General features: G+C 71.5%; 14 protein-coding genes. 6 read left to right on the forward strand and 8 right to left on the reverse strand.

All coding sequences use genetic code 11. The annotated features are described in order from the left end of the window. Positions 1–78: 78 nt before the first annotated feature. Together HNQ70_RS13525 and HNQ70_RS13530 are read left to right on the forward strand one after the other, a co-directional pair. Complete coding sequence (locus HNQ70_RS13525; protein ID WP_183968475.1) at positions 79–252, forward strand: hypothetical protein; 174 nt, start codon at positions 79–81, stop codon at positions 250–252. A 106-nt stretch (positions 253–358) separates the two neighbouring features. Next, the gene (locus HNQ70_RS13530; RefSeq protein ID WP_183968477.1) at positions 359–1,351 is read left to right on the forward strand and encodes an aKG-HExxH-type peptide beta-hydroxylase; all 993 of its coding nucleotides are present in this window, start codon (positions 359–361) and stop codon (positions 1,349–1,351) included. On the opposite strand, the gene HNQ70_RS13535 is transcribed toward HNQ70_RS13530, so the two are convergent. The 5 genes from HNQ70_RS13535 to HNQ70_RS13555 all read right to left on the reverse strand — a co-directional run bounded on the left by HNQ70_RS13535 (position 1,352) and on the right by HNQ70_RS13555 (position 6,388). Further along, positions 1,352–3,205 carry an ATP-binding protein gene (locus HNQ70_RS13535; RefSeq protein WP_183968479.1) on the reverse strand — a complete coding sequence of 618 codons (1,854 nt, stop codon included), beginning with the start codon at positions 3,203–3,205 and terminating at the stop codon, positions 1,352–1,354. Between the two features lie 95 nt (positions 3,206–3,300). Beyond that, on the reverse strand, positions 3,301–3,906 hold the full coding sequence (locus HNQ70_RS13540) for a DUF2939 domain-containing protein (protein ID WP_183968481.1): 606 nt from the start codon (positions 3,904–3,906) through the stop codon (positions 3,301–3,303). A 23-nt stretch (positions 3,907–3,929) separates the two neighbouring features. After that, positions 3,930–4,223: a hypothetical protein gene (locus HNQ70_RS13545; protein ID WP_183968484.1), complete on the reverse strand. Its 294-nt coding sequence runs from the start codon at positions 4,221–4,223 to the stop codon at positions 3,930–3,932. A 9-nt stretch (positions 4,224–4,232) separates the two neighbouring features. Further along, positions 4,233–5,675 carry a glycosyltransferase family 39 protein gene (locus HNQ70_RS13550; protein ID WP_183968486.1) on the reverse strand — a complete coding sequence of 481 codons (1,443 nt, stop codon included), beginning with the start codon at positions 5,673–5,675 and terminating at the stop codon, positions 4,233–4,235. Between the two features lie 71 nt (positions 5,676–5,746). Further along, positions 5,747–6,388, reverse strand: coding sequence for a cytochrome b/b6 domain-containing protein (locus HNQ70_RS13555; RefSeq protein ID WP_183968488.1), 642 nt, complete (start codon positions 6,386–6,388; stop codon positions 5,747–5,749). A gap of 240 nt (positions 6,389–6,628) precedes the next feature. Between HNQ70_RS13555 and HNQ70_RS13560 the strand changes: the two genes are divergently transcribed. From HNQ70_RS13560 to HNQ70_RS13575, 4 genes are read left to right on the forward strand one after another with little or no spacing between them, the layout of a single operon-like run. Further along, positions 6,629–6,937 (forward strand): PepSY domain-containing protein, encoded by a 309-nt coding sequence (locus HNQ70_RS13560; RefSeq protein WP_183968490.1) that lies wholly within the window; start codon positions 6,629–6,631, stop codon positions 6,935–6,937. Then, on the forward strand, positions 6,937–7,614 hold the full coding sequence (locus HNQ70_RS13565) for a response regulator transcription factor (protein WP_183968492.1): 678 nt from the start codon (positions 6,937–6,939) through the stop codon (positions 7,612–7,614). The genes HNQ70_RS13560 and HNQ70_RS13565 overlap by 1 nt, the downstream gene beginning before the upstream one ends. Further along, entirely contained in the window at positions 7,611–9,095 is a 1,485-nt protein-coding gene (locus HNQ70_RS13570; RefSeq protein ID WP_183968494.1) for an ATP-binding protein, read from the forward strand. The genes HNQ70_RS13565 and HNQ70_RS13570 overlap by 4 nt, the downstream gene beginning before the upstream one ends. Positions 9,096–9,150: 55 nt before the next feature. Then, positions 9,151–10,386: an acyl-CoA dehydrogenase family protein gene (locus HNQ70_RS13575; RefSeq protein WP_183968496.1), complete on the forward strand. Its 1,236-nt coding sequence runs from the start codon at positions 9,151–9,153 to the stop codon at positions 10,384–10,386. Between the two features lie 44 nt (positions 10,387–10,430). Here the strand turns inward: HNQ70_RS13575 and HNQ70_RS13580 are convergent, their stop codons facing one another. From HNQ70_RS13580 to HNQ70_RS13590, 3 genes are all read right to left on the reverse strand, one after another. Next, positions 10,431–11,645: a Fic family protein gene (locus HNQ70_RS13580; protein ID WP_221302810.1), complete on the reverse strand. Its 1,215-nt coding sequence runs from the start codon at positions 11,643–11,645 to the stop codon at positions 10,431–10,433. Between the two features lie 194 nt (positions 11,646–11,839). Beyond that, positions 11,840–12,310, reverse strand: coding sequence for a VOC family protein (locus HNQ70_RS13585; RefSeq protein WP_183968498.1), 471 nt, complete (start codon positions 12,308–12,310; stop codon positions 11,840–11,842). 143 nt (positions 12,311–12,453) lie between these two features. Further along, the gene (locus tag HNQ70_RS13590; protein ID WP_183968500.1) at positions 12,454–13,494 is read right to left on the reverse strand and encodes a hypothetical protein; all 1,041 of its coding nucleotides are present in this window, start codon (positions 13,492–13,494) and stop codon (positions 12,454–12,456) included. Between the last annotated feature and the right edge of the window lie 19 nt (positions 13,495–13,513).

Genomic DNA, 13,513 nt, shown 5'->3' on the forward strand with positions numbered 1-13,513 from the left:
ATCGGCCGCGCGACGGGCCGGCTTGCGCTGCGCCGATGCCGCAAGCGATACTTGGCAGCACTCCAAGAGGAAGACCCCATGCAAACCGTCAAGCTCGACCCCTCCAAGCTCTTTGGCTTCAAGATCATCCAGCAGAACGGCGCCGCCGCCTCCGGCGCCAAGGTGGGCTCCAAGATCGGCGAGAAGGCCGGCGTCAAGGTCGGAGCCAAGATCGGCATGAAGGTCGGCATGAAGACCATCTCTCCCGCCTGAGTTCCCGCGTAGTTCCGGCCATGCCCGCGTGCCCGCGCCGCTCCGGTGCGGTGCCTTGCGCGCCAGACGCTCCGCGGGCGCGGCACCGGCACAGCCTGCTTCCCAAGTGAACCTGCTCGACGACTTCCGGTTCCTGCCGGACGGCGCGCGCGCGCGCGCGCTCGACCTGCGGATGCGCCGCTCGCTGGCCGAGAGTCTCGACCACATCGCCGAACGCTGCGCGGGCCACGTCCGTTTCGACGTCCCCGCCATCGCGGGGCTGTCCCAGGCGCTGGCCAGGGGCGAACTACTGCCCCCATCCACCTTCGGCCTCTATTCCGACCTCGTCATCGCCTTGTCCGAGGACCGGCTGGCCGACGCCGAGGCGCTGTTCGTCTCGCTGGCGTGCGAACAGCCGCGGCAAGGCGCGACGCGCGTCATCCCCTTCGACCATCCCGGCCTCGCTGCGCATCGCGAGCGCTACTCGCGCATGATGGGCTGCGAGCCGGACTCCGATTTCGTCATCCTGCCGCCCTCGCCGGAGCGCGCCGAACGCTTCGAGCGCGAGCTTCCGCAGGCGATGGCGCTGATGCGCGCCGCCACTCCGGCGCTGGCCGACGAGTTCGACGCGCTGGTCTCCGAGCTGGTGATGGTCTCCGGCGAGGAGCGCAGGGGCTACCAGTTCGACGGCGGCTCCTGCTACATGCTGTGGGGGGCGCTGTTCCTCAACGTGGGGCTGTCGCGCAGCCCGGTGGCGCTGCTCGAGGTGCTCGCCCACGAGAGCGCGCACATGCTGCTCTACGGCTTCGCCGCCGAGGAGGCCCTGGTGCTCAACGATGACGACGAGCTCTATCCCTCGCCGCTGCGCATCGACGAGCGCCCGATGGACGGCATCTACCACGCCACCTACGTCTCGGCCCGCATGCACTGGGCGATGGGACGACTGCTCGAGAGCGGCCTGCTCGATGCCGCTGGCCGTGACGAGGCCGGCGCCGCACGCGAGGCCGACGCCCGCAACTTCGCCGCGGGTGACGAGGTGGTGCGCCGCCACGGCAGGCTCACCGCCACCGGCGATGCGCTGATGTCCGCGGCGCGCGCCTGGATGGCCTCTGGGCGCTGATCAGCCTGCGGCTGCGGCTGCGGCTGCGGCCCGCAACATCCCCGCCAGGCGCCGTCGTCGCGCCGGTTCGTCGGCGTCGCTCCCCGGCTCCAGGGACAGCAGCGGTTCGTCCAGCACCGTGACGCGGTCGAAGCGGTGGACGGGCAGGCCGCTGTTCAGCCACTCGTCTGTCCGCACGGCAATCACCAGCGCGCCTGCGTCCGGGCGCATCAGCAGCGCCCTGACGCGGTCGGACAGGCCGTCGGCCGCCAGCGTGACCGGAGCGCCGCCGGGGCCGACGCAGGCATCGTGCGCGGCAAGGTAGCAGGCCACTCCCTCTTCCCCCAGCGCCCGCTGGCGCGCCAGGGCGAACGCGAGCGCCGAAGCGCCGCCCATCACCGCCTCCACCGGGATGCGCCCGTTCTCCGGGCAGTACCGGTCCAGGAAGGACTCGAGCATGTGCCGGCCCGCGGCGCTGGGCGCGGTCTGCGGCGCGTAGTTGACCTCGTTGACGATCGCCCCGTTCTCGTGCCACGGCACACGGATGTCCGTGGAGATCACGTCGATGCCGGCCGCCGACAGGCCGAGTGCCTCGGCGGCGCGCAGCGCCAGTTCGACGTTGTCGGGGTGGATCGTCCCGGTGTAGTCCTCCACGACGCCACCCCAGGCCACCGACTGGATCGGCCGCAGCGGCGCCCAGCGGCCTTCCTCCGGAATGGAGTCCAGCGCCAGGCCCGCCGCGCGCAGCGAGGCGAACGCCAGCGCATCGTCCGGAAAGGGCTTGAGGCGGCTCCAGGGCGGCTTGCGGCCCTCTTCTTCGTTGGCGGCACGGATCAGCTCCGCCACGGTGCGCTGGCCATCGCCCTTGACCGATTTCGGCAGGCGTCTCGAGACGATCAGCAGGCGCCCGCCGGCAACGTGGAGTCGGTGGCAGACGCCCGCCACCTGGCGCTCGACCAGCGCCCTGGGCGAGAACGCGAACGCCGCCGCGCAGGCGGCGCGCAGCGCCGCCTCGTCGGACACGTTCACCGTCACGCCCTCGCCGCGGTCACGGTCCACGGGCTTGATCACCACCGGCCAGCCCAGCCGCCGGGCCCCCTCGAGGGCAGCCTCCTCCGAGCGGACCGGCAGATGCACCGGCGCCGGCAGGCCCGCTCCGCGCAGCACCTGCGCGGTGAGATGCTTGTCGTGCGAGAGCTTCGATCCGATCGCAGAGTCCAGGTCGACTGCGCCCCGCTCGACGCGCCGCGCATTGCGGCCCCAGCCCAGCTGATAGGCGCCGCCGCCGAGGTGCCGGAACGGAATGCCCCGCCGGTGCGCCGCCTCGAGGATCGGGATGGTCGACAGGCCGCCCGGAACGCGGTCCTTCAGCACGCCCAGGAACTCGTCCTCCACCCTCCCGTGCAGCAGGGCGGCGTTCGGCGGCGTGCACGGGGTCCGCTGCATCCAGTCGAGGAAGGCGGACGCCTTCGAGTAGGCCGCGTCGTAGACGATCCGGGGCATGTGCTCGACCAACGGCACCGCCGCGGCCAGCCGCCAGGCGCCCGGCCCACCACGCTCAGGCTCCAGCGCCAGCACACAGCCCGGCTCGAACGAGGGCAGCTTGAGCAGCCGCAGCATCTCTCCCGCGAACAGCAGCAGCCGCCAGGCCGCGTGCACCGCCGCGGTCGGAGCGCGCACGCCCGGCGCAACGCGAGGCTCCCCACGTGCGTTCGGGTCGATGCCCAGCGCCTCGACGAGCCACTGGTCGATCCGCGGCAGCCCATGCCTCGGGTCAGCAGTGGTCGTCATGCGCACGACCACGGTCATCGCCGGCTGGGCGAGCCCATGGCGATGACCTGCAACGGCGAGCGCACCCGTCGGCGGGGATTTCACTGCGGATGTACCTCGCCCACGATCCCGGGACGCGTTCACTTCCGCTCCGATCCAGGCATGCAGCCCATCAGTCGTCTCCATTGGTGCGGCCGTCCTCAGGGCAGCCGGATCTCCGTCATCCTCCAGGTGGCGAAGCCGCTGCGCTCGAAGACGAAACCGGTGCGCTCCTCGAGCCCGGCGCCGGGCCGCCCGCCCCAGGCGACGATGCGGTCGGCGCTGCTGCGCTCGAAGCGCCAGTCGACGCCGCGGCGCGGACGCTCGCTAGAGTCGCTCTCCCCGTTTCCCCCGTTTGCGCTTCCGCCCCCGTCCTGGCCCGACCGCCTCTCCTCCCGCCCCGGCGGCGCCTGCATCCTCGCCTCGGCCATCGCGCGCATCACCACCTCGGGCCGCACCATCGCGTCGATGAAGCGGTCCGCGAGCGCGGTCGCCAGCAGCGAGCCCAGCGCGGACATCGCCCGGTCGGCGCCGTCGCCCCGGCCGTCGCCCGCCAGCTCGCCGACGCGCGCGCCGAACTGGGCCTTGAGACTCTCGCGCACCCGCGGGTAATCGACGTAGCGATTGAAGCGCTCCGCGTCGCGCTGCTGCGCGGCCTCCAGCATGGAGCGCACCGCCAGGTGGGGCGACCAGTACCACCACGCGCCGAGCGCCAGCACCGCCGCCAGGAGCGCCGCCAGCACGAACCGCAATCCTGCCTTGCTCATCGGCGGCCTCCTGTTGCCATCGGTCACCGGCCAGCACCGGCGAGCTCCTGTCCGTCTTCCCTCGCCGACGGCCCGGCCCACTCGACGCGGCTCGCCCTGCCCGGGTGGATCGCCAGCACCGGCGACCGGGCCAGCCAGCCCTCGGGCGAGCGCAGCTGCACGCGCAGGTGCAGTTCGGCATTGCGCGGCGCGGTGACGTCGAGGCCGAACGGAATCTCGCCTTCCGGCGGCACTGAGTACCGCATGTATTCGATCAGGTGGAGCTCGAAGCTGCCGGGATCCTCCGAGGCGAACTTCCAGCGCAGCAGCTTGCGCATGCCGTGGTCTTATACCTCCACCATCACCCACAGCGTCTTGCCGATCCCGGCCTCCAGCATCGCACGATGTTCGCGCAGGAAGGCTCCGCCGCCCGCACCCATCGGCGCGACGCAGCTGCACTCCAGGCTCCAGTGGAAGACCCTCGCGCCGGGGTCGCGGCCGATCCGCTCCAGCTCCTCCTCGGACTTCAGCACGGCGGGCAGCTGCGCGCGGCCAAGCCGCAGCGACGCGTCGCGCATCGACTCCAGGTAGCCCACGTAGGCGAAGCCCGGCGGCAGCAGGAAGGCGTCCGGCCGCGGCTCGGCAACGAATCCGTACTGGGCCTCGAGCTGGCGGGCGGCAGCGTCGATGTGGCTGGCCGTGCCCTGCTGTCCCAGGACCAGAGCCGCCGCCGCAACGACCAGGAAGGCGCCGAGCACCCGGCCTCGCCCCAGGGACCAGGCGAGCCCCACCGCAACGGCCCAGCTCAGCAGGTAGAGCAGCCGCGATGCGGTGAGGTCCGCGAAGCCCATCCGCGCCATGCCGAGGATCGGCAGCACGGCCAGCAGCAGGATTACGAGCACGAACCCCCAGGCGACCCGCTGCCGCGGGCGGAACGCCGCGACGAACAGCGCCAGCACCGCGGCCAGGATGCCGACCCCGCCGGGCAGGCCGGCGCCGAACAAGGCATCGACGAACTGCCTGCCGATCTCGCCCGCGGACAGCCCTCCGTCCAAGTGCGGACGGGCATAGGTGTTGACCCCCTGCAGCACCGTCAGCCGCAAGGCCGCATACCCCGCAGCGGCGACCAGCAGGGCCGGCAGGTGCCGCAGCCGCTCCCTGAAGCTGCCCACCGGAAGCAGGACCATCGCCGCGATCAGCGGCGGGTAGAGCTCCTTGCACAGGCAGGCGAGCGCGTAGAACAGCGCTGCGGCCAGCGACAGGCCCTTGCGCCCTTCCCGGACGCCGCGCGCGAAGAGGTACAGCGCGAGCACCGAGAACAGCAGACCGTAGGCGTAATGCCCGGTCATCAGCATCCGCCCGACCGCGCCGGTGGCCGGCATCGCCAGGTAGAGCGCGGCCCCGGCGAACGCAGCCGCGCCCGGCAGCCAGAGGCGCAGCAGGAACCAGGTCGCCACCGAGGTCAGCCAGATGACCGCGAGCAGGTGCGCGTAGTGCCCGTGCGGGTCGAGACCGGAGAACGGCAGCCCCAGCTCGTAGAACAGCGCATTCCAGGGCGTGAGGGACGCCCAGGACTGCTGCCGCATCACCTCCGGGCTGGAGAAATACTCCAGCGGCGAGAACTTCGTGACGAAGTACAGCAGCGGGCCGTCGTCGAAGCGCCAGCCCGCGGACAGGGCCCCCTGCTGCAGCACCAGGCAGAGCGCCAGCAGCGCAGCTGCAGCCACGGCGGGCCTGGAGGCGGCCTGCCCGAGCCAGCCGGGAACGTCTCTTGCGCGAAGCCTGCTCATCCGGACACCTGTAGAGCCCCCGGGCGCAAGCGGTGAGCCTGATTGCGTCCCGGAGGGCGGAGCCGAGAAGTCTAATGGATCCGGGGGCGGGTGCCGACCGGCAGGCGTCCGGTGATCATCGGGGCCGCCTCGTTCCTGCGGCGAAGCACACTCAGCACGGCCAGCAGCGCAAGGTGCGACAGCACCAGGCCGAGCAGCAGGCTGCCGGAGAACTCATGCAGTTCCTCGGTCAGCTCGGCGACCCGGTGCCCTCCCCACTCGTCCAGCGTCGCCAGCCCGGAAAGAACCAGCGGCGCGATCAGCGCAAGCATCGCGGCGAGGATCGCGCCGGTGGCCACGCCCAGCCCCTGCGACCAGTTCACCCTGGGTGCATCCGGCGTGCCGGGGCGCCCGAGCGACTTCACCGTCTGCCACGTCGCGCGCAGCCAGCGCGGCAGGCCAGCGGCCCGCGCATGGAGGGCGGACAGGCGCGCGCGCTTCGGCCCGACCAGTCCGTACACCAGCCTGAAGGCCAGCAGGCCCGCCATGGTGTAGCCGAGCACGGTGTGCACCTCGCGCAGCCCGTCGGCCTCCGCCGTCAGCCAGGCGCCGGTGAACGACAGGGCCAGTGCCCAGTGGAAGATGCGCATCGGCAGGCCGATGACTGGGCGGACGGGCGCAGGGCCCTGCTTCATGCCGCTGGCTGCATTGCCTGCAAGGGTGTCGGGAATCATCCGGTGCCTCCTGTTGGTTCAAAGCGCGGTACGCTCTCGGGTCCGATGGGCGATCGCTGGCGGGCAGCGCTTCGCTTTCACGACGGCCATGCTGCGCGGGCCGGCCTGTACCGGAGCTGAACGCGGCGTTCATCCGGCGTTCAGCCGCCGCGCCGGACACTTCCGCCACGGCCCGCCTTCGCAGGCCAGGCCCCGGCGGACCGTCTTCGGCGCGCCCGGGCACCACCATCGGAGCAAGACATGAAACGCACCCTGAGCACCGCACTCCTGGCGATCGCCATCGCCATTCCCGCCACCGCCGCCTTCGCGGACAGCGACCACGACAAGGCGCGCGCCGCGCTGGTCGCCGGCGAGATCCAGCCCCTGCCGAAGATCCTCGAGAGCGTCGCCCGCAAGCACCCCGGCGACGTGCTGGAAGTCGAGCTCGAACGCGCGAGCGGACGCTGGATCTACGAGATCAAGATCCTCCAGTCCGACGGGAAGCTGCTGAAGCTGGACGTCGACGCCAAGGACGCCGCCGTGATCGACACGCGCGAGAGCAGGCGCTGATGCGGGTCCTGCTGGTCGAAGACGAGCCAACGCTCGCAGCGCAGCTGCGGGCCGCGCTGCTGGCCGCGGGCTACTCGGTCGACCACGCCGGCAACGGGCGCGACGCCTGGTTCCTCGGCGGCACCGAGCCCTACGACGCCGTCGTCCTGGACCTGGGCCTGCCGGTGGTCGACGGCCTGAGCGTGCTGCGCCGCTGGCGGGCCGAGGGCGTCGCCGCGCCCGTGCTGATCCTCACCGCCCGCGACCAGTGGCAGGAGAAAGTGGCAGGCATCGACGCCGGCGCGGACGACTACCTGACCAAGCCCTTCCACACCGAGGAGCTGCTGGCGCGCATCCGCGCGCTGATCCGGCGCGCCAGCGGCATCGCCACCCCGGTGCTGCGCTGCGGGCCGCTGTCGCTGGACACCCGCAGCGCCCGCGTCGCGCTCGACGGCCAGCCGGTGGCGCTGACCGCGCAGGAATTTCGCCTGCTGTCCTACCTGATGCACCACGCCGACCAGACCGTTTCGCGCAGCGAGCTCACCGAGCACCTCTACGCGCAGGACTTCGAGCGCGACTCCAACACCATCGAGGTCTTCGTGGCGCGGCTGCGCAGGAAGCTGCCGGCCGGGCTCATCGAAACGGTGCGCGGCCTGGGCTACCGGATGCGCCGCCCCGAAGGCGGAGCCCACGGATGAGGTTCGCAACGCGCTCGCTGCGCTGGCGCCTGCTGGGCGCCACCCTGCTCACCGTGACGGCCGCGATGCTCGTGGCAGGGTGGTCGCTCGCCGGCCTGTTCCGCGAGTACGCAGAAACCCAGTTCGAGGCGCAGCTGCGCCTGCAGCTCGACCAGCTCACCGCCGCCTTCGAGCCCGGCCCCGAGCAACGCCCGCAACTGCAGGCGCCGCTCAGCGACCCCAGGTGGAGCCGGCCCTACTCGGGGCTGTATTGGCAGATCGAGCGGCTGGATCCGGCGACCGGTCGGGCAGCCGAAGCGCAGGAGCCTGCGCGCTCGCGATCGCTGTGGGACGTCCGGCTGGAGCTGCCTGCCGCTGCTGCTGCGGGTGCAGATACCGTCCACCGGCAGCTCGCCGGCCCCGACGGCCAATCGCTGCGGGCGCTGGAACGCCGCGTGCGCATCGCGCCGCCTGACGCGACCGACGCACGGCAGGCACCTGCCGCCGCGCCATCGGCCCCCGCGCGGCAGGCGCGCGACACGCCGGCGACACCGGCCTCCGAATGGAGGCTCGTCGTTGCGGCCGACGACGCAGCGCTGCAGAGCGCGGTCGCCCGCTTCACCGGCCTGCTCGCCCTCTTCCTCGCCATCCTCGGCGTGGCACTGCTCGCCGCCGCCCTCGCGCAGGTCCACCTCGGCCTGAAGCCGCTGCGCAACCTGCAGTCGGCGATCGCCGACCTGCGCAGCGGCCGCGCCCAGCATCTCGCCGGCAGCTTCCCCGCCGAAGTCGAGCCCCTGGCGGACGACCTCAACCGCGTGCTCGACGAGAACCGCCGCGTGGTCGAACGCGCCCGCCAGCTCGCCGGCAACCTGGCGCATGCGATCAAGACGCCGCTCGCGGTGCTCGCCGGCCTCTCCGAGGACCAGCGCATCGACCGCGCCACGCTGTCCCGCCAGCTCGCCGAGCAGGTCACCAGCATCCGCGGGCAGGTGGACTGGCAGCTGAAACGCGCCCGCCAGTCGAGCGCCGGCCTGCCCGGCCAGCGCACCGAGGTGGCCCCCATCGTGGAAGGACTGGTGCGCGTGATGCGCAAGGTGCATGCCCATCGCGAGAACCGCCCCGAGCTGGAGATCGCGCTGACGCCGGTCGCCCCCGGGCTTCGCTTCGCCGGAGAGAGCCAGGACCTGCACGAGATGGTCGGCAACCTGCTGGACAACGCCTGCAAGTGGGCGCACCGCCAGGTGCGCGTGGGCGCCGCCGCGGTCGACGGCAGCCTGCTCGTCACGATCGACGACGACGGGCCCGGGCTGACCGAAGCCGAGCGCGATGAGGTCTTCCGCCGCGGCGTGCGCGCCGACGAACGCACGCCCGGCACCGGCCTGGGGCTGGCGATCGCCCGCGAGACGGCCGAGTTGTATGGGGGAAGGATCGCGCTGGGAGAGTCGCCGCTTGGGGGGCTGCGCGCGGAACTCGAGCTGCGGCTGTCCGGGGATGCGATATGAAGGTTTCGGCAATGGATTGCCTGCAACCAGCCCAAACAGGAAACGGAGGAGACCCATGCCCGCCATCGCCTACGAATATCCGCCCGACATCTCGGCCATCCGCGACGGCCTCGAGCGCTTCGTGCGCACCGAGGTGATCCAGCGCCACCACGACAACGCCGCGCTGCTCGAGAACCCGCACCGCTGCTTCGACGCGGACGGCCGCTACAGCGCGCCGGTGCTCGAGCTGATCGGCGAGGTCCGCCGGGCCTCGGCCCGGGCCGGCTACTACGCGATGTGCGCGCCGGAATCCATCGGCGGCCAGGGGCTCGGCCACGTCGCCTGGTTCGCCGGCTGGGAACGGGTCTTCCACCTGTGCGGCGGCCAGTACTGGCTCGGCCTCAGCGCGCTGTCGCACTGGGCCTTCGGCCCGAGCCCGGTGCTCACCGAGCTCACGCCGCAGGCACGCGAGCGCTTCCTGCCCGGCCTCATGAGCGGCGAGACCACCATGTGCTTCGGCATGTCCGAGCCGGGCGCAGGCTCCGACGCGATGATGATGCAGACGCGCGCCACCCCCGACGGCGAGGGCTGGCGCATCAGCGGCAGCAAGATCTGGACGACCAACAGCCCGTACGCGGACTTCTGCATCGTGTTCGCGGTGACCGACCCCGAGGCGGCCGCGCAGCGCCGCGGCGGCATCAGCGCCTTCCTGGTGCCGACCTCCTCGCCCGGCTTCGTCGTGCAGCGCGTGATCCGCATGTGGGACAGCGCCGGCGGCAACGAGGCGGTGCTGCACTTCGACGACATCCGCGTCGAGCCCTGGCAGCTGGTGGGCCGCCCCGGCAAGGGCTTCTCGATCGCGATGCTCGGCGTCAACCTCGGCCGCATCTACAACTCGGCACGCTCGGTCGGCACCGCCCGCTGGGCGCTGGAGAAGGCCTTCGACTACGTCAAGGTGCGCGAGGCCTTCGGCAGCACGCTGTCCGAGTACCAGGGCGTGACCTTCCCGCTGGCGGAAGCCGCGATGCAGGTGCATGCCGCCCACCTGATGGCGCTGAACGTGTCGCAGCTGCTCGACCGCGGCCTGCCCGCGCGCAAGGAGCTGTCGATGACCAAGGCATTCGCCACCCAGATGTGCACCCAGGCGATCGACCGCGCGATGCAGGCCCACGGCGCCATGGGCATGACCGCCGAGATGCACCTGGCCGAGGCCTACCACGCGCTGCGCCTGGTGCAGATCGCCGACGGCAGCAACGAGATCCTGCGCAGGACGATCGCCAAGGAGATGCTGGCGGGGGACCTGGAGCTCTAGGCGGAGGGCATCGCGCGATCCCAGCGCGTGGACCCTGAAGCCGGCTAAGCCGCCTGCTCCGGAAAAAGACCCGGCATCCACTGCCCTGCCAATGCGGCAGGAAAGCCAAGCCGAAGCGGCGCACGGTGGCCATCCGAGACCAGCGCACCCCGATCGGCCAGCGCAGCGACGATCCGGCGCGCGTGTCGCGGTGTCGTGCCGAGCAGGCCGGCGACCTCGCCGCGCGGAAGTTCCCCCCTGTAGAGCAGGGCTTCCAGCACCCGCCCCGCCTTCGCCGGCAGCGCGCCGACGCGCATCTCCTCCTCGGCCCAGATCAAAATCCGCGTTCGCAGGCGCTCCGGCTGGACCAGCGCCTCCATGAACTCCACCTGGTCGATGCAGGTTTCAAGGAAGAAGCGGGTGAAATCCGCCAGCGCCTCCTCGCTCAGCGCCCCACGACCGTCGAGGTCGTTACGGCGAGGCAGATCGCACCCCGCGAGGTGCGCCCTGTAGTCGGTGACCCGGCGTGCGAGCCCGCGCGCCACCGACCAGGCGCCCCCCGAGTCCAGTTGCTCGAGCAGCATCGCGTGCGACATCAGGCGTGCCACCCGGCCGTTGCCGTCGAGGAACGGGTGTATCCAGAGCAGGCGGTGGTGCGCGGCCGCCACCGACAGGATGGCGTCAGTCCTGCCCAGCCGCGCGTACACGCTCTCGAAACGATCCAGGAACCGGGGAACGGCCCCCGGACTGACCGCCAGGTGACGGCCGACCATGACGTCCCGATCACGCAGGGCCCCGGGAACCACATCCAGGCGCTCGCCGGCGCGCGGATCCTCGACCTTCAACAGCTCTTCGGGCAGGTGCTCGCAGAAGCGCCTGTGGATCTCCACCAGCCCTGCCACCAGGGCGGCACGGCCCTCAAGCCCGCCACCGTCGATCCAGGCCTGCACCTCGAAGTGCGCCCTGGCTTCCAGCTGAAGATCGCGCTTGCGGGGATCGCTGCTGTAGTCGCCTCTGAGCGCCCGCTCGATCTCCACCGGGTGGGTGTCGTGGCCCTCGATGAGATTGCTGTAGTAGCAGTTCATCGACCTCACAAGGTCGGCGAGCCCGGCGCGAACCCCCTCCGGCAGGCTGCGACGGAACCCGGCTGACCTGGACACCAGATCCATGGCACGGTCGGTCAGCGGACCTCGGTGGCGTGAAGTCTCACCGAGCAGCAGCGGCTCCATCCGGGCGGTGCTCTCGCCCCTGTCCGTGACCGCATTGATGTCCTCTTTCATGCCTTCACGATATCAGAACTTTATCGATTCCAATCAGTATCTTAGGTAAGTCTCATGGTCGAATCACATGGCGTGGATGTCCGCTTTGCTGTCCACCAGCACGGCCAGGGGATTGGAGTCTGAAAAGCCCGGCAGGGCTCACCGTACACAAAGGCGCTGCTGCGAGCTCGAGAACACCTGGCTCGCAGCCGTCCTCACTCCGGCTGGTTCTGCAGCGCCAGGATGCGCTCGATGCGGTCCGCCACCGTGGCGTCGCTTCCGCCCTTCCACTGCAGCACCTGCAGCACCACGCCGTTCGCGTCGCGCGGCCGCAGCACCACCTCGCTGCGATTGCTGAACTCGTCGCGCAGCGGGATCCTGTAGCCGTTGGCCTCCACCTGCGAGATGAAGCCCTCCAGGTCGTCCACCTCCAGGCCCAGGTGGTGCAGGCCCTCGCCGTAGCGGTCGATGTGCTGGTTGATGAAGCCGTCCGGCTCCAGCGACTGCACCAGCGAGAGGATGTTCTCGCCGATCTGCATGTAGGCCACCTTCACCATGCCGGCCTTCTCGCGCAGCACCTCGGTGCGCACGTGCTTCGCGTTCAGCAGCTTCGTGTACTGCTCGGTTGCCTGGTCGCAGTCGCGCACCGCGATCGCGACGTGATCGATCCTCTTGATGCCGGCCATCGGGCGCTCTCCCTGGGTTCGGGCCGCATCGGGCGGGCTTGCCGATCCGGCGCGTGGACCTTCGACGATGCTAGCGCAAGGGATCCGCGGGCGGCGCGCGCGGACGCTCCGGGCGCATCCCGCCCCGATCCCTCATCGCCTGCTCACCCTCGCGCGGACACCGGATACGCGCGCTCCAGCCGCCGCAGCACCTGTGGAACCTCGCCCCACACGACGACCCGCACTTCCAGGTCCTGCGCCGCCATCCGGCCGAACGCACGGTCCATCGCGTCGTCGATCCAGGCGCCCTCGTTGCCGAAGGCCCCGCCGCCCAGCCGCGTCAGCGCGACCACCCGCGAGCCGGTACGGCGCGCATTGAGCAGCCCCGCCAGCAGGGTGGCCTCGTAGGCCGCCTCGAGCACCAGGCGGGCGAAGCCCTCCCAGCGCGTCCCCGGGATCCCGCTGTACGCGACCGGCAGCGCCGAGCAGAAGGCCTGCGAGACCACCGGGCGCCCAGGCTCCGGCGCATCGGTCACCTCCACCTCCCAGTGAAGGCCGATGCGAAGCCGCGCGCGCAGGGCATCGCGCGCCGCCTCGTCGGCGGCGGCCAGGTGCCGCCCGATCCGGTCGAGCCCCTCCGGCGTGCACAGCGCATAGCCGTTGCGCATCTCCCAGAGATCGGGCACCGAGGCGCCCAGCGCCCCGGCAAGCCCCTCGCCCAGATCCGCCAGCCCGTCGAGCTGACGCGCGCGGCTCTGCCCCGCCTGGTCGCCGACGGGCACGAAGTAGTTCCGGTAAACCGTGGCCGCCCCCGCCGCGATCGCGCAGGCCGGGCCCTGCGTGCGGTCGTGCTCGTAGCCGGCGACACCGTCCTCCGGCGTGAAGTCCGGGTGGACCATCTCCAGCATGTTGAACTGCGACGCCACCTGGAAGAGCGCGCCCGCGTACTCGGGCTGCGCATGGAGCGCACGCACGTCGCCGGAGACCGCCGAAACGGACAGCCCGCCCGCCGGGGACGCCGACCCGTCGACGGCGCTCGCGGCACGCTGGCGCAGCTCCGCGAGCGAGGGCATCTCGAAATCGCCGATGCCCAAGCGGCGGTCATGCGCGTCGGACACCAGGTGCCTGCCCTCCACGCGCAGGCGCGACCGGGTGCTGCGGTAGTCGGACTCTTGGAAGCCCGTGAGTCGGTGGAACCAGTTCATACGATTGCTCCTCGAGAAC

This window comes from Quisquiliibacterium transsilvanicum, from assembly GCF_014202215.1.
GTDB classification, from domain to species: domain Bacteria; phylum Pseudomonadota; class Gammaproteobacteria; order Burkholderiales; family Burkholderiaceae_E; genus Quisquiliibacterium; species Quisquiliibacterium transsilvanicum.

What these genes read in the sequence shown, in the direction of transcription:
- HNQ70_RS13575 (WP_183968496.1), top strand. Translation starts at nt 9,151, where the DNA reads ATGCCCGCCATCGCCTACGAATATCCGCCCGACATCTCGGCCATCCGC.
- HNQ70_RS13550 (WP_183968486.1), bottom strand. Translation starts at nt 5,675, where the DNA reads ATGAGCAGGCTTCGCGCAAGAGACGTTCCCGGCTGGCTCGGGCAGGCC.
- HNQ70_RS13570 (WP_183968494.1), top strand. Translation starts at nt 7,611, where the DNA reads ATGAGGTTCGCAACGCGCTCGCTGCGCTGGCGCCTGCTGGGCGCCACC.
- HNQ70_RS13555 (WP_183968488.1), bottom strand. Translation starts at nt 6,388, where the DNA reads ATGATTCCCGACACCCTTGCAGGCAATGCAGCCAGCGGCATGAAGCAG.
- HNQ70_RS13560 (WP_183968490.1), top strand. Translation starts at nt 6,629, where the DNA reads ATGAAACGCACCCTGAGCACCGCACTCCTGGCGATCGCCATCGCCATT.
- HNQ70_RS13580 (WP_221302810.1), bottom strand. Translation starts at nt 11,645, where the DNA reads ATGAAAGAGGACATCAATGCGGTCACGGACAGGGGCGAGAGCACCGCC.
- HNQ70_RS13545 (WP_183968484.1), bottom strand. Translation starts at nt 4,223, where the DNA reads ATGCGCAAGCTGCTGCGCTGGAAGTTCGCCTCGGAGGATCCCGGCAGC.
- HNQ70_RS13565 (WP_183968492.1), top strand. Translation starts at nt 6,937, where the DNA reads ATGCGGGTCCTGCTGGTCGAAGACGAGCCAACGCTCGCAGCGCAGCTG.
- HNQ70_RS13525 (WP_183968475.1), top strand. Translation starts at nt 79, where the DNA reads ATGCAAACCGTCAAGCTCGACCCCTCCAAGCTCTTTGGCTTCAAGATC.
- HNQ70_RS13585 (WP_183968498.1), bottom strand. Translation starts at nt 12,310, where the DNA reads ATGGCCGGCATCAAGAGGATCGATCACGTCGCGATCGCGGTGCGCGAC.
- HNQ70_RS13590 (WP_183968500.1), bottom strand. Translation starts at nt 13,494, where the DNA reads ATGAACTGGTTCCACCGACTCACGGGCTTCCAAGAGTCCGACTACCGC.
- HNQ70_RS13540 (WP_183968481.1), bottom strand. Translation starts at nt 3,906, where the DNA reads ATGAGCAAGGCAGGATTGCGGTTCGTGCTGGCGGCGCTCCTGGCGGCG.